Annotated in this window: 23 protein-coding genes; 9 read left to right on the top strand and 14 right to left on the bottom strand. The window is 47.5% G+C overall.

Features of this window, described 5'->3' with window-relative positions; all coding sequences use genetic code 11:
- Window positions 1-57: 57 nt before the first annotated feature.
- Window positions 58-546: a GNAT family N-acetyltransferase gene (locus UL82_RS09140; RefSeq protein WP_046440569.1), complete on the bottom strand. Its 489-nt coding sequence runs from the start codon at window positions 544-546 to the stop codon at window positions 58-60.
- A 134-nt stretch (window positions 547-680) separates the two neighbouring features.
- Window positions 681-2,048, bottom strand: coding sequence for an FAD-dependent oxidoreductase (locus UL82_RS09135; protein ID WP_046440567.1), 1,368 nt, complete (start codon window positions 2,046-2,048; stop codon window positions 681-683).
- Between the two features lie 437 nt (window positions 2,049-2,485).
- Between UL82_RS09135 and pta the strand changes: the two genes are divergently transcribed.
- Both pta and UL82_RS09125 read left to right on the top strand, forming a co-directional pair.
- Complete coding sequence (gene pta / locus UL82_RS09130) at window positions 2,486-3,877, top strand: phosphate acetyltransferase (RefSeq protein ID WP_046440565.1); 1,392 nt, start codon at window positions 2,486-2,488, stop codon at window positions 3,875-3,877.
- Window positions 3,874-5,073 (top strand): acetate kinase, encoded by a 1,200-nt coding sequence (locus tag UL82_RS09125; RefSeq protein ID WP_046440564.1) that lies wholly within the window; start codon window positions 3,874-3,876, stop codon window positions 5,071-5,073. The genes pta and UL82_RS09125 overlap by 4 nt, the downstream gene beginning before the upstream one ends.
- A gap of 29 nt (window positions 5,074-5,102) precedes the next feature.
- Here the strand turns inward: UL82_RS09125 and UL82_RS09120 are convergent, their stop codons facing one another.
- The 3 genes from UL82_RS09120 to UL82_RS09110 are packed head-to-tail and all read right to left on the bottom strand — an operon-like array spanning window position 5,103 to window position 10,102.
- Window positions 5,103-7,550: a serine/threonine protein kinase gene (locus tag UL82_RS09120; RefSeq protein ID WP_083966462.1), complete on the bottom strand. Its 2,448-nt coding sequence runs from the start codon at window positions 7,548-7,550 to the stop codon at window positions 5,103-5,105.
- Between the two features lie 33 nt (window positions 7,551-7,583).
- Window positions 7,584-8,597, bottom strand: a complete 1,014-nt coding sequence (locus UL82_RS09115; protein WP_046440563.1) for a transporter substrate-binding domain-containing protein — start codon at window positions 8,595-8,597, stop codon at window positions 7,584-7,586.
- Window positions 8,597-10,102 carry a hypothetical protein gene (locus tag UL82_RS09110; protein ID WP_052735940.1) on the bottom strand — a complete coding sequence of 502 codons (1,506 nt, stop codon included), beginning with the start codon at window positions 10,100-10,102 and terminating at the stop codon, window positions 8,597-8,599. The genes UL82_RS09115 and UL82_RS09110 overlap by 1 nt, the downstream gene beginning before the upstream one ends.
- Window positions 10,103-10,252: 150 nt before the next feature.
- On the opposite strand from UL82_RS09110, the gene UL82_RS09105 reads away from it, so the two are divergent.
- From UL82_RS09105 to UL82_RS09090, 4 genes are all read left to right on the top strand, one after another.
- Window positions 10,253-10,786, top strand: coding sequence for an NUDIX domain-containing protein (locus tag UL82_RS09105; RefSeq protein WP_046440562.1), 534 nt, complete (start codon window positions 10,253-10,255; stop codon window positions 10,784-10,786).
- Window positions 10,787-10,807: 21 nt separating this feature from the next.
- Window positions 10,808-11,728: an ABC transporter ATP-binding protein gene (locus UL82_RS09100; protein ID WP_046440560.1), complete on the top strand. Its 921-nt coding sequence runs from the start codon at window positions 10,808-10,810 to the stop codon at window positions 11,726-11,728.
- A 3-nt stretch (window positions 11,729-11,731) separates the two neighbouring features.
- The gene (locus UL82_RS09095; protein ID WP_046440558.1) at window positions 11,732-12,502 is read left to right on the top strand and encodes a multidrug ABC transporter permease; all 771 of its coding nucleotides are present in this window, start codon (window positions 11,732-11,734) and stop codon (window positions 12,500-12,502) included.
- Between the two features lie 209 nt (window positions 12,503-12,711).
- On the top strand, window positions 12,712-13,881 hold the full coding sequence (locus UL82_RS09090; protein WP_232009479.1) for a multidrug effflux MFS transporter: 1,170 nt from the start codon (window positions 12,712-12,714) through the stop codon (window positions 13,879-13,881).
- 59 nt (window positions 13,882-13,940) lie between these two features.
- Here UL82_RS09090 and cls read toward each other — a convergent pair whose 3' ends face one another.
- The 4 genes from cls to UL82_RS09070 all read right to left on the bottom strand — a co-directional run bounded on the left by cls (window position 13,941) and on the right by UL82_RS09070 (window position 18,025).
- A complete protein-coding gene (gene cls / locus UL82_RS09085) occupies window positions 13,941-15,431 on the bottom strand; it encodes a cardiolipin synthase (protein WP_046440557.1) in 1,491 nt (496 codons plus the stop codon).
- Window positions 15,424-16,191, bottom strand: a complete 768-nt coding sequence (locus tag UL82_RS09080; RefSeq protein WP_046440556.1) for an exodeoxyribonuclease III — start codon at window positions 16,189-16,191, stop codon at window positions 15,424-15,426. Before UL82_RS09080 ends, cls begins: the two co-directional genes overlap by 8 nt.
- A 15-nt stretch (window positions 16,192-16,206) precedes the next feature.
- Window positions 16,207-17,301, bottom strand: coding sequence for a GNAT family N-acetyltransferase (locus UL82_RS09075; RefSeq protein WP_046440555.1), 1,095 nt, complete (start codon window positions 17,299-17,301; stop codon window positions 16,207-16,209).
- A 106-nt stretch (window positions 17,302-17,407) separates the two neighbouring features.
- Entirely contained in the window at window positions 17,408-18,025 is a 618-nt protein-coding gene (locus UL82_RS09070; RefSeq protein ID WP_046440553.1) for a peptide deformylase, read from the bottom strand.
- Window positions 18,026-18,041: 16 nt separating this feature from the next.
- Here UL82_RS09070 and UL82_RS09065 point away from each other — a divergent pair, with 16 nt between their 5' ends.
- The 3 genes from UL82_RS09065 to UL82_RS09055 are packed head-to-tail and all read left to right on the top strand — an operon-like array spanning window position 18,042 to window position 20,031.
- Window positions 18,042-18,338: a DUF3263 domain-containing protein gene (locus UL82_RS09065; RefSeq protein ID WP_083966526.1), complete on the top strand. Its 297-nt coding sequence runs from the start codon at window positions 18,042-18,044 to the stop codon at window positions 18,336-18,338.
- A gap of 10 nt (window positions 18,339-18,348) precedes the next feature.
- Window positions 18,349-18,903: a LytR C-terminal domain-containing protein gene (locus UL82_RS09060; RefSeq protein WP_232009478.1), complete on the top strand. Its 555-nt coding sequence runs from the start codon at window positions 18,349-18,351 to the stop codon at window positions 18,901-18,903.
- Window positions 18,904-18,906: 3 nt separating this feature from the next.
- Window positions 18,907-20,031 carry a glutamate--cysteine ligase gene (locus tag UL82_RS09055; protein WP_046440551.1) on the top strand — a complete coding sequence of 375 codons (1,125 nt, stop codon included), beginning with the start codon at window positions 18,907-18,909 and terminating at the stop codon, window positions 20,029-20,031.
- Between the two features lie 50 nt (window positions 20,032-20,081).
- Here UL82_RS09055 and UL82_RS09050 read toward each other — a convergent pair whose 3' ends face one another.
- Genes UL82_RS09050 through UL82_RS09030 form a run of 5 tightly spaced genes read right to left on the bottom strand, consistent with a single transcriptional unit; the run spans window position 20,082 to window position 23,556 of the window.
- Entirely contained in the window at window positions 20,082-20,450 is a 369-nt protein-coding gene (locus UL82_RS09050) for a monovalent cation/H(+) antiporter subunit G (RefSeq protein ID WP_046440549.1), read from the bottom strand.
- Window positions 20,447-20,728: a monovalent cation/H+ antiporter complex subunit F gene (locus UL82_RS09045; RefSeq protein ID WP_046440547.1), complete on the bottom strand. Its 282-nt coding sequence runs from the start codon at window positions 20,726-20,728 to the stop codon at window positions 20,447-20,449. The genes UL82_RS09050 and UL82_RS09045 overlap by 4 nt, the downstream gene beginning before the upstream one ends.
- On the bottom strand, window positions 20,725-21,240 hold the full coding sequence (locus tag UL82_RS09040) for a Na+/H+ antiporter subunit E (protein ID WP_046440546.1): 516 nt from the start codon (window positions 21,238-21,240) through the stop codon (window positions 20,725-20,727). Before UL82_RS09040 ends, UL82_RS09045 begins: the two co-directional genes overlap by 4 nt.
- A complete protein-coding gene (locus UL82_RS09035; protein ID WP_083966461.1) occupies window positions 21,237-23,054 on the bottom strand; it encodes a Na+/H+ antiporter subunit D in 1,818 nt (605 codons plus the stop codon). Before UL82_RS09035 ends, UL82_RS09040 begins: the two co-directional genes overlap by 4 nt.
- Window positions 23,047-23,556: a Na(+)/H(+) antiporter subunit C gene (locus UL82_RS09030; RefSeq protein WP_046440543.1), complete on the bottom strand. Its 510-nt coding sequence runs from the start codon at window positions 23,554-23,556 to the stop codon at window positions 23,047-23,049. Before UL82_RS09030 ends, UL82_RS09035 begins: the two co-directional genes overlap by 8 nt.
- Between the last annotated feature and the right edge of the window lie 5 nt (window positions 23,557-23,561).

Raw genomic sequence — 23,561 nt, 5'->3', positions numbered from 1 at the left:
GTTTCACTTATTGCTTAACGACGATTACCTTGCTAGGAACCAGCGCAGTAGCTTCGGCTAGCTGCGCTGTTCAATAATGCTGGCGAGCTTAGTACTAGCAAGCGCCATGGGCAGGTGGCTAATGCCTTCGTCGTCGAAAGGCTCTCCGGCTGGTACAAAACCGTAGGCTTCATAATATTCCTGAAGTGGTAGTTGCGCGTTGAGCATGATGTCGCTTTCTGGGTGTTGCTCATGTGCCCAGCGTAGAGCTTGGAACATGAGCTCAGCGGCCAAGCCAGTGCCGCGATGAGCGGGGCTAACTACTAGTCGACCCAGTTGTAGGCCATGTTCAGTGGGATACATGCGTGCGTAACCAATAAGTTCGCTTGGTTCAGTAGTAGAGCATGCCTGGAAATGCACGGTGGTGTTGGCCGCATCAATATCATCGATTTCTGCATAGGCGCAGTGCTGTTCCTGGACAAAGACATCAACGCGCAGTTTATAAATTCGGTGTAGCTCCAATGAGCTTAAGTCGGCAAGACGCGCGACAGAAAAGATTGCGTTCATCCGGACGAGTGTAATACGCAAAGAAAAAATCTCCGCCTTGACAAGCGGAGATTTTGCTTAAAACACCGGTATTAGGTTTGCTAGATCACAGTATGTGTGGTGTTTGAGCAAACCACCGATAGGTTTTCTCAAGTCTAGCGTTCATCTTTAGACTCGGCTGCCGCATGGGAAACCATTTCATCCCATTCAACAATCTTCTTTCGCTCGCGGCCTTCGGCTTCACCTAAAGCACGCTCGGCAGCATCGAGCTGGTACCAACCATCCCAGGTGGTAATGGCAACACCTTTGCTCTTGAGCAAATCTACAATCTGCTGAGGGTCGCGATGTATTGCTGGGGTAAGACGACCTTCTTGCCAGTCTTTAATGAGCATCTCGGTGGTTTCTTTAGCATCGGACTTAGTATTGCCAATAAGACCCACCGGGCCACGCTTAATCCAACCGGTAGCATAAAGGCCTTCGATGATCTGGCCATCGTTGAGTACATGCCCGCCGTCATTAGGAATCACAGCGCGTTCGTCGTCGAAAGGCACCCCATTGACCTCATCAGAGCGGTAACCAACTGCTCGGTACACAGCTTGAACTGGCCAATCGGTGTATGTGCCGGTGCCACGTACATTGCCATTGCCAGTAAGCTCAGTACGTTCGGTGCGTAGACCAACTACCTTGCCGTCTTCGCCTAAGATTTCTACCGGTGATTCAAACAGGTGAATAAATAGTTTATGTGGTGCACCTTTGGGCTCCCGAATGGCGTAGCCTTCCAGAGTTTGGCACACCAAATCTTGAGACTTCGACTCGCGGCGTGCTTGCTCAGAAGCTTCGTCGTAGTCAATATCTTCGGGGTTAACAATGACCTCGATAGTAGGAGAGTGGTCAAGCTCTTTTAGCTCAAGTGGAGTGAATTTAGCTTGAGCAGGGCCACGGCGGCCAAAAACATGGACTTCCTCGGCCTGATTATTTTTTAAAGCTTCATAGACATTGTCTGGAATTTCGGTGACATGGAGCTCATCGCCGGTTTTGGCTAGAATACGTGCCACATCGAGACCAACATTGCCGACACCGATGACCGCAACTTGCTTAGCAGAAAGATCCCAGGTGCGCTCGAAATCCGGGTTACCATCGTAAAAACCAACAAATTCGCCTGCGCCGAAGGAACCATCAAGATCATGGCCTGGAATTGTTAGATCACGGTCCCCGGTGGCACCAGTAGAGAAGATAATAGCGTCGTAATAGTCGCGTAGTTCGTCAACGCTAATATCAGTACCAATATTGATATTGCCTAGTAGGCGCAGTTCTGGTTTATCGAGCACTGCATGTAAAGATTTAATGATGCCTTTAATACGTGGATGATCCGGGGCAACGCCATAGCGGATTAAGCCAAAGGGTGCGGGCATGCGCTCGAAGAGGTCCACGCTGACCTCAAGATCAGATTTAATCAAGAGATCAGAGGCATAAATTCCAGCAGGTCCAGCGCCAATGACGGCGACTCGCACGGGGGTAGTCATTAAAGACACAGTTCCTTTTCACGTTAAAGAGTTGGTAGTTCAGGTCTGGTTTACAAATACCACATTGGATACCTGTACCAGGTTTCTTGCACACTACAGCTTATAAGGTATCGACGGTATGGATGATACCGGGTACATGATAATAAGCACTGGTGCACTACATTACTTGGTGTAACTTTACGCGACATCTCAGGAGTAAGTGTAGTGCTGTATCTGCCCCCTGAGGATATGCCTTAAGCTTTGTAAACCGGTAATAGGGGTGTAATTCATAGTTGCCCGAATCGGCGTATTTCCTAGGTAACCTGTATGGTTATGGGGTGTATCACAATTATGTTGCTGCATGGAACTAAGTGTGAAAAAGCGCTTATTGTGCTGGTAGCTGATACTTCCTCCTCGCGGCTGTGCAGCCGCATATTTAACGAAAGGACTTTATACTCGTGACTGCACCCGTAGCTCGCAGTGTCCTCCTTGCCCGTGCTGGCCGCAATTTCGATGGGTTTGACCTTGATGGCCTGGCGCAACGCCTCGGGCTTCAGGCCCGAAATCTAGTCACCGATACCTGTGACTTGGCCGGGATTTTGGAGCAAAAACCTACTGCCGATGGCTCAATTCTGCTCATTGGCAGCGGCAATGTTAATTTCGATGCGAAGGCAGCTTCAGCATTGGGTATTCCGGTGCTATTGCTTATCGACGCGGAAGGCCTGCACATTGAGCTAGCCAAGCAAGAGTTCGAAGAGCTAGAAGTTGCTTTGGCGGCTACTTTTACCGCAGAGGAAGCTGATACCGAGGAAGGTATTCAGCGGCTGAAAAAAACGATCGACATTGATGTTGATGTGACTATGAGTGAGCCAGTCTTTGAAACCTGGCTTATCGAAAAAGCACGCGAGAATCGGGTACATATCGTTCTTCCTGAGGGTGAGGATGACCGTATTCTGGAGGCAGCGAGCCAGCTTTTGGCACGTAATGTTTGCGATTTAACCATTTTGGGTAATCCAGAAGAGGTAAGCGCACGTGCCCAAGAACTCGGCTTTGATATTTCTCAGGCTACGTTAAAAGACCCAGCTACTGATCCACAGTTGGAAGAATTTGCGTTGCAGTTTGCAGAGTTGCGTAAATCTAAAGGCGTGACCTTGGATCAGGCGCGCGAAACCATGAAGGATATTTCCTATTACGCAACCATGATGATCCACAATGGGCTTGCCGACGGCATGGTTTCCGGCGCGGCTCATACTACGGCTCATACGATTAAGCCAAGCTTCCAGATCATTAAGACAAAGCCTGGTACCTCTGTTGTGTCTTCGATCTTCTTAATGGTGCTGCGTGGCAAGTTGTGGGCATTTGGCGACTGTGCGGTAAATCCGAATCCTACCGCTGAACAACTTGCTGAGATTGCCGTGGTATCTGCTGAAACTGCTTCCCAGTTCGGTATTGATCCATGTGTGGCATTGTTAAGCTATTCCACCGGAACCTCTGGTAGTGGCCCAGATGTGGATCGTTGTATGCAAGCTGTAGCACATGCCAAAGCATTGGCACCAGAGCTGAAACTTGATGGTCCATTGCAATTCGATGCCGCTGTTGATCCAGTAGTCGCTGCTAAGAAGATGCCTGACTCTGAGGTCGCAGGTGTAGCCAATGTATTAATTTTCCCAGATTTGGAAGCTGGCAACATTGGTTATAAGACTGCTCAGCGTACCGGTCACGCACTAGCTGTTGGTCCGATTTTGCAGGGCTTAAATAAGCCGGTCAATGACCTTTCTCGTGGCGCTACTGTCGCCGATATTGTTAATACTGTCGCTATTACCGCTATCCAAGCTGGAGGAAGCAAGTGAGCCTCGTACTGGTTTTAAATTCCGGTTCTTCGTCTATTAAATTCCAATTGGTTGATCCTAAACAGTCGGCTACCGATGATCCTTTCGTCTCGGGTTTGGTTGAACAAATCGGAGAGCCGTTAGGGCATATCACGCTAAAATATGCTGGACAAAAGCATGTTCTGGAAGTCGCTATTCCAGATCATTCTGCTGGGCTCGAGCTAGCCTTTAACTTTATGGGCGAGCACGGTCGCGGTCCGAAAGATGTTGATATTCTTGCCGTGGGCCACCGCGTTGTCCACGGTGGTGTGCTCTTTAGTAAGCCACAGATCATTAACGATGAGATCATGGCTATGGTGCGTCAGCTTGTGCCATTGGCGCCACTGCACAACCCAGCGAATATCGACGGCATTGAGGTAGCACGAGAACTTCTTCCTGAGGTACCACACGTGGCTGTCTTTGATACCGGTTTCTTTAGCAGCATCCCACAAGAAGCTGCTTTGTATGCCATTGATTCGGCAACTGCGTCAGAACACGGTGTTCGTCGTTACGGATTCCATGGCACCAGCCATGAATATGTATCGTCTAAAGTTGCTGAACTTTTGGATAAACCAGCTGAATCGGTGAACCAGATCACCTTGCACTTAGGCAATGGTGCATCCTGTGCCGCTATTCGCGGTGGCAAGCCTATTGATACTTCTATGGGTATGACCCCATTGGCTGGTTTAGTAATGGGTACCCGTAGTGGTGATATTGATCCTGGCATTATTTTCCATTTGCATCGTAGCGCCGGCATGAGCGTGGATGAGATCGACAATCTTCTGAACAAGCGTTCAGGTGTGAAGGGAATTTCCGGTGTCAATGATTTCCGTGAGCTCCATGAACTGCGTGAAGCCGGCAATGAAGAGGCAGAACTTGCCTACCGAATCTATATTCATCAGCTACGGCGTTATATCGGTAGTTATATGATTGCTCTCGGTCATGTCGATGCTATTACCTTTACCGCTGGTGTCGGTGAGAATGATAACTTCGTGCGTGCTGATGCGTTAGCTAATCTGGAAGGTTTTGGCATCAAGATTGATCCTGAGGTCAATGATGTACGCAGTGGCGAGCCTCGTCTTATCTCTACCCCAGACTCCAAGGTTAAGGTATTTGTGGTACCGACTAATGAAGAGCTAGCTATTGCTCGCTATGCTCAGGCATTAGCCCTGGCGTAATTAGCCCGCTTTAAGTAGCGCGCAATCGCTTAAAACCAGGTGGTAGGTCGAACCTCATTGGCCATATCTACCAGCTGGTAGCGGTGGCGCGCATTTGTTGTTGAACGAGCAAGTATTCTCAGCGATGCAGAAAGATCTTCTCGTAACCCAGTTTGGGTAAATGGGGTATCAAAAAGTTCCGCTTCGCTGGCTGCAGCATCAAGATCAAAAGTACGCAGCCACGTCAATGCAGCATTGAGCACTGCGATTTTGATCTGAAGTACGCGTGGTTCGGTGGTAGGTATTTTGGCTAAGCGTTGCGCAGCGCGTCGAATCCGTGATTCAGTTAGATCATCGCCAATAAGATGTAAAATCGCGGTTAATTGTGCCATCTGGTAATAACGCGAGTTTTGTGGCACTTGATCGAGTGCTTGTACTGCTAAATCAACTTGTTTTTCTGCCATAAGTTGTCGGGCAAGACCAAAAGCAGAACTAACAGTGGTGGGGTTTGCTACCCACACTAGCGCGTACATATAGAGCACTTTAAAACGTACTGTGGCAGGATCCTCGCTTAAGGTGTTCCACACATGTGACATTTCTTCGACTTGTTTTCCCTGCAAGCTAGCTGCGGCGATAGTAGTTTCAGGATCAAGTAACTGGGTGTTGTGGAGCCCACGTTGCTGTAGGAGCATTTCTCCCACTGCAGCACGTGCTAATTTAGGTGCGGATTCTCCGGCAAACTGGGTAAAAACATCATTAAAGTCAGCCTGAGAACTGATAAAGTCATCCAATAAAAGATGCGTGATTCCAGAGTACCAACGGTGACGCCAATCATTTCCGAGTCGATTGTGTAAACTAGCCAGCCATGATTGCGCTTCTTTGGTAAAACCCAAATCCAGCAGACTGCGTACCACACCAAAAGGAATTTCTTTGGAGTTAGCAAACTCTTCTTGGCTCATTGCCTGACGCATAGTTTCTAGTGCTTCTGAAGGTTCAGAATAAGAGGAACCAGAAATTAACACTGCGCCGGGATCATTACGATCAAGCAGCGGCACTGGTAGTGCAGCCACAATTTCTGGTGCAGTGATTTCTACATTGCGTTCAATGCCGTCGAGAAGCTGATCGGTGCGAAACACCATATGTTTAGTGCCAAAGGTGGAACGCTGCGGGGAAAAAAGTGAGTTTTGGGCAGGGAATTGTCGGTGGTCATGAACCGCTAAATATTCTCGTAATACCCCATAGAGCTGGGTTTCTAGCTCATGCATGGTGCTAAATCGCTGTGCGGGGTCACTGGCAGTCGCGTGTTTAAGCAGCCGATAAAAACTTAAATAACGTGCAAAAAGTGGTTCCTGATCCGGATTAGGAAGCGTGGGAGCATAGGCACCGTCTATGATGGGAAGCTTTACTGTTAGGGCAGCTAAGGTGCGACCAATAGTGTAAATGTCACTAGCAATCGATGGGCCAACACTAGCTACTTCCGGAGCTTGAAAACCTTTGGTGCCATAAATATAACCAAAAGCACCGATACCAGATACAGCACCCAAATCAATTAATTTAACTTGATCTTCGGTGGCAATAATATTATCTGGTTTGAGGTCGTTATAGACTACCCCGCGTGCATGCAAATAATTTAGCGCCGGGAGTACTTCTAGGATATAACCGATAGCAATATCAATAGGAAAAACGCCTTGTGGTTGCTGTTTTTTTAAGCTGCGTAACGACGGTCCCGGAACATATTCCATGACAATAAACCCGCCAGGCACTCGGGGATCATCAATAAAGTTATAAGGTTTAACAATACCTGGGTGGGTAATATCAGCGAGGAATTCTCGTTCAGCGACAGCCGCACCATAATCATGGGGGTTGTCTTTGTTTATAATTCCTTTGAGTACTACCATGCGTCCGGAAACATTATGATCTTCAGCGAGATAAATCCACCCCATACCACCATGGGCGATAACGCCTTGGATTTGGTATTGATCGCCAACCATATCACCAGCGGTTAATGCTGGCGCTGCTAAATGAGGGTCAGGTTTTTTCAACGCTGAGTTTTCGACAATGATGGGGATAAAAGGCAGGTGAACCATGCCATTAGCCACAGTGCGCCCTAGGCGTTTGGTGCCGCGTTTAGATCGGAAAGTAGAAAGAGCTTCCTGTCTAGAGCGAGTATCTACTACTTCTTGTTCACTATGTGCTGTGGTGTGTTGGTCGTCGTCAGCAAAAGGATCAAAAGCTACTGCAGCAGTATGAATATCGGATTCTTGTGGTAAATCGACTGCCGAGTGCACATTGAGTTTATCGAGATTTCGGATCAAGTTGTGGATTTCTTGGTCCGCAAGGGATGCTTCTTCGTTTTCGTCAGCAAAAGGGTCAAAGGCTACTGCCGCAGTATCTATAGTTACGCTATGTTCTTTGGCTAGGTTATCTTGAGTAGTGTGATCAGGAAGCTCATGAAAGGCAATTGCTTCCGTGGTATTACGGGGCTGTTGTGTGGTCATGGCATTCCTGTTTAGTGGTAATAGATTATGCGGTTATGCGTTCGGGTGAGACGTTATCGCCGGCGCTGTTTCGAGACGGTAGCGAAGTGGTGGTGGATCAGTAAGAGGTAAGTAATCGCCAAACCAGGTGTAGTAATAGGATACCCATTGATGGTTAGCAAAAATACGCTCAAAAGTAGCATTGACCTGGCGAATTAATCCAGTAGCGGTGGGATTGTTTATTGGTTTAGCAAAGGCAATACCATAGTCTTCTTGGCCTAAGCTATCACCGACAATTCGCGTTGTGGGATCTTGAGCAATCATGCCGGAAAGAATAGTGGCATCGGAAACCACCACGTCTGTGTGGTTTTGTTGTAAAGCAACCAAACAATCGGCACTGGCTCTGGTAATTAACAAATTAGTATCAGGTGCACTCTCACGTAACCGCTGTAAACCGGTAGATTCACTAGTTACACAGGCAGTTTTCCCACTCAGATCAGCTAGAGAAGAAATATCAGAATTTTTCTTTGCCAGCATTCGTGTTTCTACTGTCATGTAAGGGGTGGAAAAAAAGACGGCATCTTGGCGCTCTCTAGTAATAGAAATACCTCGAATAACGAAATCAACGGTATTTTTATTTAAGGCTTGGATCCAGGTAGAAGCATCGGTATAGCGAAATTCAACCTTGGTGGGATCGCCAAAAATATCGCGGGCAATTTCGCGAGCAATATCGATTTCAAACCCGGAAATAGTACCGGTTGCAGGATCACGGAAAGATAAGAGATTTTGGGCTTGATCTACCCCAACAATAAGCCGGCCTCGAGCAAGGATTTCTGGAACATGTTGTTCTACGCTGAGATCATCTGGGGCATAAGAACCAAGCAGACCTGTGGTGACAAGATGAGTAGCCTGGTTAGTGCCGGCTTCTTCGAGAATAGCTCCTTCAGGCAACGGCATAATTGCATGATGAACGTCGGTATCAATAGGTGAATAAATACTTGCCTGGGCAGTACATGCGCTCAGAGTGAGTACACCGAGACAGCCAATAAGTTTAAGCAGACTGTGCATTAGAGATACTCCTGGAGTCGCGGTCGGATTCCCAACCAGATACTTAAGACGGCAATAATACCGAAAACTAGTGAGATAATGTTGAGAAACCGGCTGGCGCGAATACTGAGGTAAATATGCTCGCGCATGGTAGCTCGGGTTTCGTCGATAAGCGTGCCTAAGGCCTGATCTAAAGTGCCATAGGCAGTGGTGGTGTGCTCATTGATGGGGGTTAGCGTGGTTGCTAAAGCATCCTCAAAATTCCCCTCAGATAATTGAGCAGTGAGTTGTTCGTGGGTATGTTGCCACTCAACTAGTGCACGTCGGGCAGTTGCGATAGTCGGAGAAGTGGATTGATAGGCATTTTCCTGTTGATCAAGAGCATTGGTTACTTGTTTTGTGGCAGCGGTAAAAGTAATTCCTGAACTATCTAAAGCTTGTCGACGAATTAACGCAAGGGTTTCATTTGCTCGTGCTTGCTGGGCAATAATACGAGCATCGGTTAGCTGCCCTAAGGGAAGCGCTGCGCGGTTATATGCAACCGTGCCATGCGACCAGGTTAATCCAGCCGCAATGCCGATCCATAAATGCAGCACAATAAGAATTATAGTTGCCGCAACAAAGCCACGATTAAGTCGTCGATGAGTAAGTCGTGCCAGCCAAAATTGGGTGATAATAAGGAGTACCAAAGCGAAAAAGAGTCCACCGATAGGCAACCATATTGGATAAGTAAGCTCGCGTTGTTCAGCAGCAACCTTATGAGCGATAAGCGAGTGGAGCTCACGTGCAGCTGGCAATATCTCAGAGCGCATTAATGAAGAGGCCTCAGACATATAGGCCACACCTACGGGGTTACCTTGTTGAGAATTAACCCATGCTGATTCTACTAGTCCGGTGTAAGTAGGAAGTAGCTGGTTAATGGTACTTAATAGGGTAATTTCTTCGGTGTCATCGGTTGCTAATCCAGCGGAGGCTAAAGCTGCCGCGCGAGAAGCCTGCTGATAAGAGATGATGTAGTGCTGGCGTTGATCTTCATCAACACGCACTAGTGCAATAGTGGCCGCTGTATCGGCTTGGGATAAAGACTGATAAAGGTTCTGGGTGAGATGGCTAACTGGTTCATCAGAATAAACGAGGGTTTTTAATTGGGCACGTCGATCTGCTGAGTCCTGTGACATCATGACACTACTTACCGCAATAACTAGTGATAGTACTGCCACGACGGAGCTCATTTTCCCTGGAGTAGTGAGTAAAAAATTTCGTATCCTTCGTGACCACAATGTTGGAATGGTAATGAACTCATGCCATAGATCATGAAGGAAATTTTTGCGTTGGGAACGAATTTCTGTGACCCGATCAAGCCAAGAATCTTCGTCGTTAGTGTTTATTTTGAGAAGATCTGGATCTATTGCGCTGGTGTGGGCACTACCTTCAGGGGGGATGTTTTTTAAAGTAGTTGGTGTGGTACTTTTCGATTTCCGTTCGCCATGGAAAGAGGGCTGTTCTGCTCCGAATGATGGTGGCATAAGCACTCCTTGGGGTTAACAGGTAATAGTTTATGGTGTGAGGTTGGTAGAGCAACAGAAAATCGAAAACTTAAGTAACTCTAGTAACACATTAACCGTAGTTTGCCACTTTTTGAACCGAATTTGAATGAAGCTTTTATGCTAAAGACTATGTCTGCGAATTATCGAGCTGAAGAAAATCACTCCACGCCGGCATCAGGTTTTGCTGCTGGACCTCATGGGTTGGCCTTGTGGGGGCGTTTTGGTGCAGCGGGTCTTGCACTTGTCGCCGAGACAGAGGGCACTATTTTGATGCAACATCGTGCCGCGTGGACAGCCCAAGGAAATACCTGGGCGCTTCCAGGAGGAGCACGCGAGCTAGGCGAAACAGCTGTTGAGACTGCAGTACGAGAAACCTATGAGGAAGCTGGTATTGACCCAGGGGTCTATCAGGTTATGGATACTTATATAACTGCAGGACCTTATCCTGCTGATCCCCATCGCCCAGAATTAGCTGGTAACTGGACATATTCTACGGTGATTGCTATCGCACATCATCAGGTGCCTACTATTGCAAATGAGGAATCCTTAGAATTGAAATGGGTGGAACTTGCCGAGGTAGAAAAGCTTCCTTTACTGGGAGCTTTCGCCCAGAGTTGGCCGGTGGTATACGAGAAAATTTTAGCCACTAGGCAGAGTTTTTAAGAATATGACAGACTGGTAGCCATGATTGAAGTGCAGAGTCTGAGCAAACAGTATGGCAATGTCCGTGCTGTGGATGACTTAACCTTTACGGTTAAACCTGGTTTGGTTACCGGTTTTCTCGGTCCTAATGGATCCGGAAAATCAACAACTATGCGTATGATTTTAGGTCTTGATAATCCTACCTCAGGTACGGCAACAATCGACGGTCGAGAGTACCGATCGATAAAAAAACCACTCCATGAGGTCGGTTCGCTTATCGACGCTAAGGCTGTGCACCCTAACCGCAGTGCCTACAACCACCTGAAGTGGATGGCACAAGCAAATAGCATCCCAGTGTCTCGAGTGAAAGAAGTTCTTGAACTCGTTGGCCTTGATTCGGTGGCCAAGAAAAAAGCCGGTGGTTTTTCTTTAGGCATGGGGCAACGTCTCGGTTTGGCTGGGGCAATCTTAGGGGATCCGAAAGTGGTCATTCTTGATGAACCAGTCAACGGCCTTGACCCAGAAGGTATTCGCTGGGTACGTGACTTTATGCGTCGATTGGCAGATCAAGGACGCACTGTTTTAGTCAGCTCGCACTTGCTTTCCGAAATGTCTAATACTGCTGATGAACTGATCGTGATTGGGCGCGGCAAACTCATTACTGCATCCAGTACCTATGACTTCATTAAAAACTATGCTGCCACTTCAGTTGTGGTGCGTACAGAGCATATCGATGCTTTTGAGCAAGCATTACTAGATAACAACCTAAAGGTTCGCCGCGAATATGATGAAGAAAACCGAGATCAGCTGATTATCCCAGACAAGGACACCGACGAAATCGGTGCTTTGGCCTTTACCTACAATATTCCGCTGTCACTATTAAGCCAGCGACGTGCCTCACTAGAAGATGCCTTTATGGAAATTACCGGCGATACTGTGCAGTATCACGCGAAGGGAGAATAATTGATGTTTCTAGGTACTATTCTCTCGGAATGGACAAAACTTATCAGTACTAAAGCGGTGTATTGGACCACCGGTGTCATGCTGGCGTTGTGTCTTGGATATGCGGCGCTAGTCGGTGCTAATACCGTTGATTATGCCGATATTGGTATTGCGATTTTATATCCGCAAGAAGTCGCCTCCGGTATCGCGGCATTCGGTTTTATGATTATTGCTATTCAAGCAATAATGATTGTTACCAGCGAATACCGCCATAATTATCAATCGGCTACTTTTACTGCTACCCCTAATCGTACTTTGGTAGTACTAGCGAAATGGCTCATCTATGCGCTTTTTGCTGCTGTGCTTGTTTTTCTTATTGTGGTGGCTAGTTTTTATCTTGCAAAGATAGTCGCCCCAGGCGAAGCTGGAGCAACGCTACGTCCATTTCATGATGAGAATGCGCTTAAAATTATGTGGCAGTACCCATTGGTCTGCGTGCTATTGGTAACTTTTAGCCAAGGTTTGGGCTATATCATTCGCCAAACGGCCGGCACAGTAACCATTGTGGTGGCTCTTCTAGTGGGCTTAGAAGCCATTATTGGTTTTATCCCCCGAGTTGGAAAATATGTCACCGAGTGGGGACCATTTAGCCACTTAAATAACTGGTTGGGCACCAGTGCTATATTTGGTGAGGAACAAAAATTCACCGAAACGCAATCTGCCTTTTATTTTGCCGCCTGGTGTGTGGCGATATTTATTATTGGATTGGTTTTAGTTAATCGTCGAGACGCATAAAATTTTGCAGCATTTTAGCTGTGCATAGCTAAACCGATATCTGTGCTTTATTGCCAGTATTCTTACTCAATTGTGTGAGTTAAGACTACCGGCAGTTTTTATAGTGTCTTATTTATCGTGCCACAAGAGTATAGTGTTGCCAGACTTAGTAGCACACTATGTGGCTGCATAAGCAAAAATATGCTTGAGGGTGAAAGTAGGCACAAGAAGTGAGCACACATTCGGTACAAAAATTAACCGTGCCCGTACTAATGGGGTTGGCACTTTTAGCCGCATCTGGGCCATTTGCCATTGATATGTATCTGCCTACCCTGCCAGAGCTTGCTACTGACCTACATTCGACTACGAGTACTGCACAGCTGACTTTAAGTGGTTTTATGGTTGGTATGGCACTTGGCCAGCTGGTTATCGGTTCGCTTTCTGATGGCTGGGGTAGGAAGAAATTTCTAGTCGGTGGTGCAGTGATGACACTTGGTGCTGTGATTATTTGCGCCCTTGCCCCCACTATGACTGTGTTAATTATTGCTCGTATTTTTCAAGGCTTAGGCAGTGGTGCTTGTGCAGTTATCGCGCGTTCAGTAATTCCAGATTTAGCTACCGGAAAAGAAGCTGCTCGGTCTTTTACCCTCATGATGATTATCCAAGGTATTGCTCCGGTTATTGCCCCGGTAATTGGCGGGTTACTCGCTGAACCTATTGGTTGGCGCGGCATATTTTGGGTTTTAGCTGTCATTGCTAGTACACAAACAGTGGTAGCAATTTTTGTTATTCACGAATCTCGTCCGCCGGCGGCTCGCACTGCAACCAGTGTGAAAGCCATTATGGCGAACTATTCTTATGTAGTAAAAAACCGCACTTTTCTCGGCTATGCAATAACCTTCGCCTTTGGGTTTGCCGCTATGTTTTGTTATATTTCAGCCTCGCCCTTTGTAATCCAAAATCAGTTAGGCTATTCCACCACGGCGTATTCACTCTTTTTTGCACTGAACGCACTAGGCATGATGGTAGGCGGAGTGATAAATAATCGCTTAATTAGTCGAGTTGAATCTACTATTCTTCTGCGCAATGCTTTGGTAATTATGCTGGTTGCCACCTGTTTATTGGTTGTAGCCGCCTATCTTGGGCTGCCGCAGTGGCTCTTTTTCCCGGCACTGTTTTTCGCTATTGCTCCTACCTCTATTTTGATGGGTAATGCTACTGCTTTGGCTACCGGGGCAGTGCGTACGCGTGCCGGGAGTGCCGCAGCAGTTATGGGTTGTGCACAATTTAGTTTGGCTGGGGTGCTCTCGCCATTGGTTGGTAACGCGATGTCTATGTCAATAGGCATGGTACTAGCAATTGGCTGCGCACTTGGCGGGTTATTCTTGGCACGTCGATAAGCGGTGATGAGTGCTTTTCGACGCACTTTTTGCCTGCGAGAAACCTCTTAGAGGTGTTCTTATTGCAGAGCAGAGGTTAACCGCATGACATTATCAATATAACGGCGAGTTTTACTGCGTTTATTCCATGCCGTGAGGGTTAGTTCGATAGCTTCGCTTTGATATTGCTCGGTAAGATCATTGAGATCATCAATAATATCGCCACTAGTGCACATAAGTGATACTTCGTAGTTCAACCCAAAACTGCGCATATCCATATTGGCACTGCCAACAATTGCGACCGCCTCATTACCGAGGGCATCGGGATCGGCAAGCATGTACTTGGTGTGTAGCACATAAGGTGCTTTGTATTGGTAAATGCGTACTCCGGCTTCAAGTAAAGCTTGGTAATAGGAAGATTGAGCGTGCTCAACCATAAACTGATCGCCTTGTTCACTGACATAGAGTTCAACTGTAACCCCACGGTAGCAGGCAGTGGTTACCGCTTCGATCATGGATTCATCGGGGATGAAATACGGTGAACACATAATCAGGCGATTTTTGGCATGATGAATGACCGAGTTAAAAATACGCAAGCTTGGCTCGGTAGAATAGCCTGGCCCCGAGGGAACAAGCTGGGTGATATTGGTATTAGGCTGGTCTTGGTTAAATACCCAGTCAGCGAGATCAAGTTCGATATTTTCATCGGATTCGAGATACCAGTCCACTGCAAACACTTTATTCATTGAGTTTACAATTGGTCCGGTTAGCTCAAACATAGTATCTACCCAGTGCCGGCCTGCTTTAATGTTTTTCTTAGATAGGTAACTAGAGTCGATCATATTTTGGCTACCCATAAAACCAATTTCGCCGTCAATAATCACCATTTTTCGATGATTACGGAGATCAGGACGACGGAACCGCCATCTTAGGGGTTGGATAGGTAGCATAAGGTACCAGTCGATACCAATAGCATCGAGTCGTTTACCGAGCTTGGAATAGCCGGGGTATTTCCAGGAACCCACGTGATCGAATAGGAGACGTACTTTGACTCCACGGTCAACAGCACGTTTTAAAGCTTGGAAAAATACATCGGTGGTTTTATCCCAGGCAACAATATAGATCTCGACATTGATATATTCTTTTGCCTGATCCACCGCATCGGTCATGCGTTGAATGGTTTCCCTATAGTCTGTGTGCATGCCCAGATTGACACTTTGTACCGCAGGGAAACCAGTAAGCTTGCGATTGAGACGTACTAATGATTGTAGTTCTTTATCCGTGAGCAGATCGCTGGGAAAATCTGGCACATCTTTTTGAATATCGCCAATATATTTATTGGCTTCTTCTTGTACCCGGTGGCGTCGTCGATTGATCTGTGGACTACCCATCAGGAAAAACAGAGGTAAGCCAACAACCGGGATAAGTAGAATAACTAGCAGCCAAGCCGTAGAAGAGCTAGGCCGGCGTCCTTCGGGAATAGTGCCGACAGCGATAATACGGATGCCATAGTCGATAATTAAACCGATGGTTTGCCAACCAGATACATCAACAAAGCTCCAATTAAGCATTGTAATCTACCACTACTGGTGCATGATCGGAAGCACCTTTACCGCGACGCTCATCAACGTCGATAAACGTATGTGTGGAACTTAAACCACGAGCAAGCTGGAAATCAATGAGCATTCCTTGGCCGCGTTCAAAACGATTTTGAAAATAGTCCCAATAACTAAAACCTGTTTGGAGACTATGAATTTCTAATCCGGCTTCTAGCAGACTATCGAAGGCTTGTCGTTCTGGTTCCGTAACATGTGTTTTTCCCTCAAACGCACGCAGTGACCACACATGTTCATCTTTAGGGGCGATGTTATAATCGCCAAGCAACACCATTTTTTCTTCTGGGCTGCTCAGCACATAGGCCTGCAAGCTATATAACCACCGCAGCTTATAATCGTAGTGAGCATCGGCTATTTCGCGACCATTAGGAACATAAAGGCTCCACACCCGAACACCAGCACACAATGCACCAATAGCGCGCGCTTCAATAGTTTGTTCTTTGGTGGCATCTTTGTTAAAACCTGGTTGGCCAGGGAAATGATTCTGTACATCGTCGATACCAACCCGAGAAATGATTGCTACACCATTCCACTGGTTAAATCCACAGTGAGCAACCTGATATCCCATCTGTTCAAAAGGAGCATAGGGGAATTGCTCATCTTTACATTTGGTCTCTTGGACAGCTAAGACATCAATATTGTGGCGGTGGAGAAACTCAGTCATCCGATCTACCCTGGTGCGAGCAGAATTGACATTCCAATTGGCAATGCGCATGACCTCCAGCGTAGCTTATTGCACGACGGCATACCTACGTCTATGGTGCTCGATGAAACCTAAGCGTTGATAAAAAGCAATACTTTCTTTGTTATTGGCAATGACATGCAAATATGCATCGGTGGCTCCCTTAGCTACACCCCAATGCAACAGATACTGGTTAAAGGCAGTAAGCATTTTTTCTTGCTCGCGTACTAGCACCGGAGAAACAATCTGATAACCGAGTAAACCGCGGGTAATAGTAACCCTGGCTAACGCAATACGTCGATGATCACTGACTAGTTCGGCAAAGCCTAGCTCACCGTCAATGGGAGCCGATAATAAGTGCAGAGTGGTTTCTGGCAGCAGGTCGGTAGAGTTATTACTGTGCAAATTACGAAGTGCTAACCCTTGGTGATAATCATGCAGCCACGTAGTATCTGGGTGCTCACTTATTTGAAAAGTCCACTGAGTATCAGGTGGCGCAAGGGGATAAAGATCAGTCGCCATAGATAAACCAGGTTGGAGCGGCATACTCGGTGCATCAGGGATATGCGTGCGCGGTGAGGCAGCAGCGGTGTGTACTGTAGTAAGTCGTCGCGTTAAGACAAGCATTTCCGAGCCAATACGCCATCCTTGTTCGCGCACTAATGTTTCAGCTTGTTTACCAATCCGCTCTGGGATAAGAATACGCGGGGTAAGCTGGCGTTGTTGGTAAAAATCGACGATTTCGTCGATAGGAATTGGTTGGAAAAGTGCACTAGCACCTAATGGTGCGCCGTAGTGCGATTGTGTACCAGAACCAAAACCGGTACTTAACAGCCATTGATCTTGCCATTGTTGTTCTTGACCAGGGAAAGCAAGTGCGTGTGCTAGTTCTAGATGACGAATATCGGAGTTACGTACTGTTCGCGGGGAGAGCTTTTTAATAATGTGGATTTCTTCCCGCGCAATGGTGATTTCTTCTTCCGCAGAAGGCATACCACCTTGTGCTTGGGGGCGTATGCGTAGCTCATCTGCACCAAGGTAGGTGATATGGCCAATAACATCGTGAAATTCACCAAATATTTTACTGCGTACTACTACGCGCTCGCCTACTTTTACCTTATCGGAACGAAAAATATACGACATGATTGCCTTGGCCTTTCGATTCTGCGCACATAGATAAGCTATCAAGCGGGTATAGAGATAAATAGGCGAGACGTAAAAATAGCGGTGCTAGCTATGATATGAAGCGCTAGTCTTTATCATGGCCAAAAGGATCGGGATCTACTCCAGGTAGCCAGGTTAACCCACCTTCAGTCCATCCATTGCGCTTAATATTCTTTTTGGCAATGCGCTTCCATCGACCAATGAGCGTATCGGTATACAAGAAACCATCAAGGTGGCCAACCTCATGCTGTAAGCAACGGGCAAAAAAACCATAGCCTTCAATGCTGATTTCAGTGCCATTTTCATCTAAGCCAGTTACTCGCGCCCAATCGGCACGCCCAGTGGGAAAACCAAGACCTGGTACTGAAAGACAGCCTTCTTCATCACTGCCGTCGGTACGCGGCATGGTCTCTGGAATTTCTGAGGTTTCAAGTATTGGATTAATTACACAGCCACGACGCATTTTTTGTTCTGCTTCTGGTTTGAGTTGGCCATCAGCATCGTGAACGTCAGGGCAGTTATAAACGAAGAGCCTTTTATTCACACCAATTTGGTTGGCAGCTAGCCCAACACCATGGGCAATATCCATGGTTTCATACATATCAGCGATTAACTCGGCTAGGTCTTCAACCGGTTCGGTGACATTAACAGTAGGGTTATGCAGTACGGGATCGCCATGGATTACGATAGGTCGAACAGTCATGCATTACAGTGTAAGCATGAGCGAGGAAAAACAACGAAGCACAGAGCTTTTCGACGCTGTGACCACCGAAAACTCGCATCGTGCACAAATGTTAGCCGTGCTCGATTTTGAAGCAACAGCAGATAAAAATCTGGTGCGAAAAGAAGAAGCGATCCGTGAAGAATTAGCAATCAGTCCCATACGTTATTACCAATTGCTCAACTACGCCCTTGAACTTCCGGAAGCGAATGAAAAATATCCGATGCTGGTTGCTCAGTTGAGAAGACGGCGAGATATTCGAGATAATCAGCGTCGAGAATCACATAAGTATTAAGATAGCTGGGGTGACTGAACAAATGCCTCAAACGCAGGAAACGCAACAGCGGATGCCCTTGCGCGGTATCGCGATGATTCTTATCGCAGTAGCCATACTGATTGCAGCATGGGGAGTATTTTCGCTTAATAAAAACACGGATACTACGACACCTGCTGCAAAAACAACGAGTGCTCAACCAGTGGTAGAAACACCAACGAGCACAACAGCTCAAGAAGCGGTAGGACATAGCGAAGAGGCTGCACCAGTAGCACCACAGGCGATGGCAGTATCAGCTGTGCATGTGCTTAATAATTCCACTATTTCTGGGTTAGCAGCACAAGTAGCAGATCAACTTCGTGCCCAAGGAACCCAGATCGGCGAGGTCGGTAACTACCCAGATTCGGTAGTACCAGAAAATACGGTGTACTACTCACCGCAGCTTCCTGGTGCTGAGCGTGCTGCACAAGAACTCGCTGCGCGAGTAAACGCAGTTGCATTACCTCGTGATCCAGCACTTCCGAGCGAAACTGCTGATCCTGCCACCTTGGTACTTGTGCTTGCTGGCCAGACGACGGTTGGTTAGCCTATGACACAAGATTTTCATGCCTCCCCGGAAGCCACTTTAGGTGTCGAGTGGGAAATAGCACTCATTGACCCGCACACCCGCGACCTTGTCCCCAAAGCAGAAGAGGTCGTTAAACTCGTTGCTGCTGCACATCCAGAAGTACATTTAGAGCGAGAATTCCTTGCTAATACTGTCGAGCTGGTAACTGGTGTATGCGAAAATACTGCGGAGGCAGTTGCAGAATTAGGCATTGGGCTTGATGCAGTACTCGCTGCAGCCGAGCAGCTGGGGGTAAAAGTATGGGCCTCTGGATCGCACCCATTTTCTGATTTTCGTACCCAGCCGGTAAGCCCTAAAGGGCATTACAACGAGATTATTGCGCGTACGCAATATTGGGGTAATCAGATGCTTATTTGGGGTGTACATGTGCATGTGGGTATTAGTCACAAAGAACGAGTGTGGCCAATCATTCATGCGCTTTTAACTATGTACCCACATTTGCTTTCGCTGACTGCTTCCTCACCAGGATGGGATGGCATTGATACTGGCTATGCCTCAAATCGCACTATGTTATATCAGCAGTTGCCGACTGCTGGTTTGCCCTATCAGTTTCAGAGTTGGACTGAGTGGGAAGAATACATGCGTGATCAAGATATTGCCGGAGTAATTAACCACACGGGTTCGATGCATTTTGATATTCGCCCGGCAGGTAAGTGGGGCACGATTGAAGTACGCGTTGCCGATGCCACGAGTAATTTACGTGAGCTTGCCGCGGTCGTGGCATTGACACATTGCTTGGTGGTGTACTTTGACCGCATGATTGATCGGGGTGAGGAATTGCCGATCTTGCAGCCCTGGCATGTGGCAGAGAATAAGTGGCGAGCAGCTCGTTATGGTCTGGATGCACTCATTATTATTAACCGAGATACTGAGGAAGCTCTGGTTACCGATGAGCTGCGACGCTGGCTAGATATTTTGGCTCCCATTGCTCAAGAATTCGAATGTGCGGCGGAATTGCAGCTAGTAGAAGAGATCATTGAGCGTGGGGCTGGTTATCAGCGCCAGCGCGAAGTATTTGCCCAGACTGGTACGTGGAATGCTGCTGTGGATCAAGCGTGCACGGAACTTTATACGTTGCGTCCTTAACTAAAAATAAAACTGGCCAGTAGGTTTTCCTGCTGGCCAGTTTTATATGCTTATCGACGCTTAACCCCGCGCGAAGCCGGTGCCTCATTCCGACTCATTGTCTCTGGGCTACCATAAAGTCCCTCACGACGAGCGATTCTTCCTAGGCGTTGGCCGGTAACTGGCGAGGTAATAAGGGCAAAAACTACCAGCAGGATAAGAATTCCTAGATCGCCACGCTCTGCAACGGAGAAACTCTCGGAACCAGTAACTCGAATAATTGCGCCGAGCACCGTCAAAATAAGTCCTACGGTTTGTGGCTTAGTAATAGAGTGGATGCGGCTCATGGTGTCGTTAAACCGTACCAGTCCTACTGCAGCGCTAAAGACGAAGAAGGAGCCGATGAAGATCAGCACGAGCGAAATAATATCGGTTATCATGATCGGCTTGCGTCCTTCTTCCGGTAGCGAGCAATAGCAATGGTGGAGATAAACCCAAGTAGGGCAACCACGATCATGGCATTAGTAACGGTGGTATCTAATGTCCAACAAATATAAATAGCAAGTGCGCATTGCACCATGGCAGCTACCGCATCCATACTTACCACTCGATCAACAGAGTTCGGTCCTACTAAAATCCGGTAGCAGGTCAGAATGAAAGAAGTAGCAAAGATAATGGCAATAACTAGCAGGAAGCCATTATAGAGATCGGGGTTCATACGATGCTCCTTTCAAAGCTACGGATCATGCGGCGTTCGAGGTCAGCAACGGCAGCAATTTCTCGGGCGATGGCCTGGTCGCTGCCACCATTAATAATGTGAATAGTCCAGGTGCGATTAGCTACATCAATATCAGTGACCGTACCACCAGGTTGTAGGTTATACATGCCGGTGGCAAGGGCTAAAATAAGCTCGTTTTCAACTCGCATAGGCATTTTAAGGATTGCTGTTTTCGGTAAGTCTTGTGGGGAAAGGGTGAGCCAGGCTACTCGAACAGCGCCAGTGAAAAGTGAAATAAACCAGGTGCTAAACAAGGTGATAGTGGGCCAGATCCGGATGGTAATTCCCTCGGTAGGAATAGCTGGAAGCGGCAGTACTGCAACGATAATTAGACTTACCGCCATACCGGCAAGCGCATTGGCAAGAGAAAATTCACCCATGAGCACACTCCACAAAAGTATGACCCAGAGAATAAAACCCGGTCGGAAGCGACGACGAAAACCTTGGATCATTGTGAAATCTCCTCGCTAGGGATAACAGAGTGTTCTAGGTGAAGCTCTTCAGGTTCTTGCGTAGCAGAAGGATGCGGTGAAGACGGCTGTATGGCTGCTCTGGTGGTGGAATAGTGGGTGGGGGTAATAGAAGTGAGTTCGGAAATTCGGTTGTCGAGGGAGTCCTGGCCGTCATCAAGCCGTGATTGTTCCAGGCTACGGCCAGGGTTTGAGTAGTCTTCGCCGAGCACAGCACGTCGATAACCAGAAGGATCCTGTGCTGATTCTGCAGCGCGCGTGGTTACATTAGATAATGGGCCAGCAATGAAGGTAACTCCGACAGAAAGGATGACTAACATTGCAGTAGCGGCAACCATGCCCACTGGCATGCGGCCAACATCATCACGATCATCGAGTTCGACTTCTTCGGTAACGTCACCAAATAGAGCCGGGCGGGCAATAGCGGTACTGCCTTCGGGGGCATCTTTACGATCACGCCAAAACGCCTTTGCCCACACCAAGACCATTGTGTACAAGGTTAATAAGCTAGTGATAATTGCACCAGCAATAAGCAGCCAGCTCAGCACGCCACCTTTTTCGGCACCGGCTTCAAGCAGCATAATCTTTCCCAAAAAGCCACTAAATGGTGGGATACCGCCGAGGTTGAGTGCCGGAATGAGATAAAGCAGAGCAATAAGGGGGTAGCCCTTGGCTAGCGAACCGAGCCGTCGCAAAGAAGAAGAACCCGCTTGGCGTTCAATTAACCCAACGACGAGAAAGAGTGCGGTCTGAACCAAAATATGGTGCACAGCATAGAAGATTGCTCCGGAAAGCCCTTGGGCAGTACCTAAAGCAACACCGAAAATCATATAGCCGATATGGCTGACCAAGGTAAAAGAAAGCAGACGCTTGATATCGCTTTGCGCCATTGCGCCTAAAATACCTACCAGCATTGTTGCTATTGCGACGAACATAAGCAAGGTATCTAGGGCGCCGTCGGTAAATACCGTCGAACGCATTCGAATAATGGAATACACACCTACTTTGGTAAGCAAACCAGCAAACACTGCGGTAACTAGTGCGGGGGCAGTGGGGTAGGAGTCAGGCAACCAACTATCAAGTGGGAAGACCGCGGCCTTAATACCAAAGGCAACTAATAAAACCGCAAAGATTGCACTTTGAGTACCAGAAGGAATGTCTGCGATTCGCTCGGAAATATGTGCCATATTCACTGTTCCAACCGCGGCATAGACTAAGGCAATACCGATAAGAAACACTACGGAGCTGGCCATAGACACCATGACATAGCCAACGCCGGCACGCACACGAGCCGGTGAGGCACTTAAGGTGAGCAGGACATAGCTAGCCACCAGGAATATTTCGAAGCCAACGTACAGGTTAAAAAGATCCCCGGCAAGGAAAGACACATTAATTCCCATGGTCAGCAGCAAATAAGAAGATAAGAATACCGTAATGGGTTCATTATCTAAACCATCGCGTAAGCCTTGGCCAATGGCATAAAGCATCACTGCAAAAAGCACGAGTGAGCTAACCGTAAGCATCAAAGTAGATAAGCGATCAGCTACCAGCGTGATGCCTACTGGAGCATCCCAACCACCAATTTGAATAGTTTGAATACCTTCTAGATCAACGAGGAACACCATGGTGAGGTTAAGCACAATGAGTGCAAAGAACACACTAATAGCGATAACACGTTGAATAGAAGGTCGTCGTCCGACAAGTAGGGCAGCGGCAGCGCCGAGTGCCGGCAGAATAACCGGTAGTGGGATCATATAGGGGAGCCAGGAGATAAGGGTGGCGTGAAGATCAGTCATTCTTGGTCTCCTTAGCGCTTGCATCATAATTAACCGGTGCTTCGAAAGACTGCGGGCCAAAATTATCGCCGTCTTTAGTTACCTTTCCGGTAGCCGGGTCGGCAGACGCATCGTGATCTGGGGCAGCTGAGGCGGTACTGGGGCGAGCCGCAATAGCGGTGTCTTCGGTGTCGTCTTCCACAACGTCTTGGGTGCGGTAGCGATATTGACGATAAGCAAGCGTTAAAATAAACGCGGTCATGGCCATGGAAATGACAATTGCGGTCAAGATCATGGCTTGAGCAAGAGGATCGGAGATTTTATCGCCGTATAGCAAAGAATTACGTCCCACAATAGGTGGCGATCCGGTACTTCCGCCCGAGAGCAAAATCAGTAAATTAACGCCATTGCCCATAAGCAATAACCCCAGCATCATTTTGGTCATGGCTCGGTCAAGCACCAAGTACACTCCGGCAGCAATAAGTGCGCCAGCGGCAAGAAGCAAAGAAAGATTAGCGATCATTGTTT

The organism is Corynebacterium kutscheri (assembly GCF_000980835.1).
Taxonomy (GTDB): Bacteria; Actinomycetota; Actinomycetes; order Mycobacteriales; family Mycobacteriaceae; genus Corynebacterium; species Corynebacterium kutscheri.
Note: the sequence above shows the minus strand (reverse complement) of the source record. Positions and strands in the feature narration are given on the sequence as shown.

Bases quoted from the DNA above. Each gene is read 5' to 3' on its own strand.
- UL82_RS09080 (WP_046440556.1), bottom strand. From the start codon at position 16,191: ATGCGCATTGCCAATTGGAATGTCAATTCTGCTCGCACCAGGGTAGAT.
- cls (WP_046440557.1), bottom strand. From the start codon at position 15,431: ATGCTTAATTGGAGCTTTGTTGATGTATCTGGTTGGCAAACCATCGGT.
- UL82_RS09050 (WP_046440549.1), bottom strand. From the start codon at position 20,450: ATGATAACCGATATTATTTCGCTCGTGCTGATCTTCATCGGCTCCTTC.
- UL82_RS09105 (WP_046440562.1), top strand. From the start codon at position 10,253: ATGTCTGCGAATTATCGAGCTGAAGAAAATCACTCCACGCCGGCATCA.
- UL82_RS09040 (WP_046440546.1), bottom strand. From the start codon at position 21,240: ATGATCCAAGGTTTTCGTCGTCGCTTCCGACCGGGTTTTATTCTCTGG.
- UL82_RS09035 (WP_083966461.1), bottom strand. From the start codon at position 23,054: ATGACTGATCTTCACGCCACCCTTATCTCCTGGCTCCCCTATATGATC.
- UL82_RS09030 (WP_046440543.1), bottom strand. From the start codon at position 23,556: ATGATCGCTAATCTTTCTTTGCTTCTTGCCGCTGGCGCACTTATTGCT.
- UL82_RS09045 (WP_046440547.1), bottom strand. From the start codon at position 20,728: ATGAACCCCGATCTCTATAATGGCTTCCTGCTAGTTATTGCCATTATC.
- UL82_RS09095 (WP_046440558.1), top strand. From the start codon at position 11,732: ATGTTTCTAGGTACTATTCTCTCGGAATGGACAAAACTTATCAGTACT.
- UL82_RS09100 (WP_046440560.1), top strand. From the start codon at position 10,808: ATGATTGAAGTGCAGAGTCTGAGCAAACAGTATGGCAATGTCCGTGCT.
- UL82_RS09070 (WP_046440553.1), bottom strand. From the start codon at position 18,025: ATGACTGTTCGACCTATCGTAATCCATGGCGATCCCGTACTGCATAAC.
- UL82_RS09110 (WP_052735940.1), bottom strand. From the start codon at position 10,102: ATGCCACCATCATTCGGAGCAGAACAGCCCTCTTTCCATGGCGAACGG.
- UL82_RS09120 (WP_083966462.1), bottom strand. From the start codon at position 7,550: ATGACCACACAACAGCCCCGTAATACCACGGAAGCAATTGCCTTTCAT.
- UL82_RS09075 (WP_046440555.1), bottom strand. From the start codon at position 17,301: ATGTCGTATATTTTTCGTTCCGATAAGGTAAAAGTAGGCGAGCGCGTA.
- UL82_RS09115 (WP_046440563.1), bottom strand. From the start codon at position 8,597: ATGCACAGTCTGCTTAAACTTATTGGCTGTCTCGGTGTACTCACTCTG.
- UL82_RS09055 (WP_046440551.1), top strand. From the start codon at position 18,907: ATGACACAAGATTTTCATGCCTCCCCGGAAGCCACTTTAGGTGTCGAG.
- UL82_RS09140 (WP_046440569.1), bottom strand. From the start codon at position 546: ATGAACGCAATCTTTTCTGTCGCGCGTCTTGCCGACTTAAGCTCATTG.
- UL82_RS09135 (WP_046440567.1), bottom strand. From the start codon at position 2,048: ATGACTACCCCCGTGCGAGTCGCCGTCATTGGCGCTGGACCTGCTGGA.
- UL82_RS09065 (WP_083966526.1), top strand. From the start codon at position 18,042: ATGAGCGAGGAAAAACAACGAAGCACAGAGCTTTTCGACGCTGTGACC.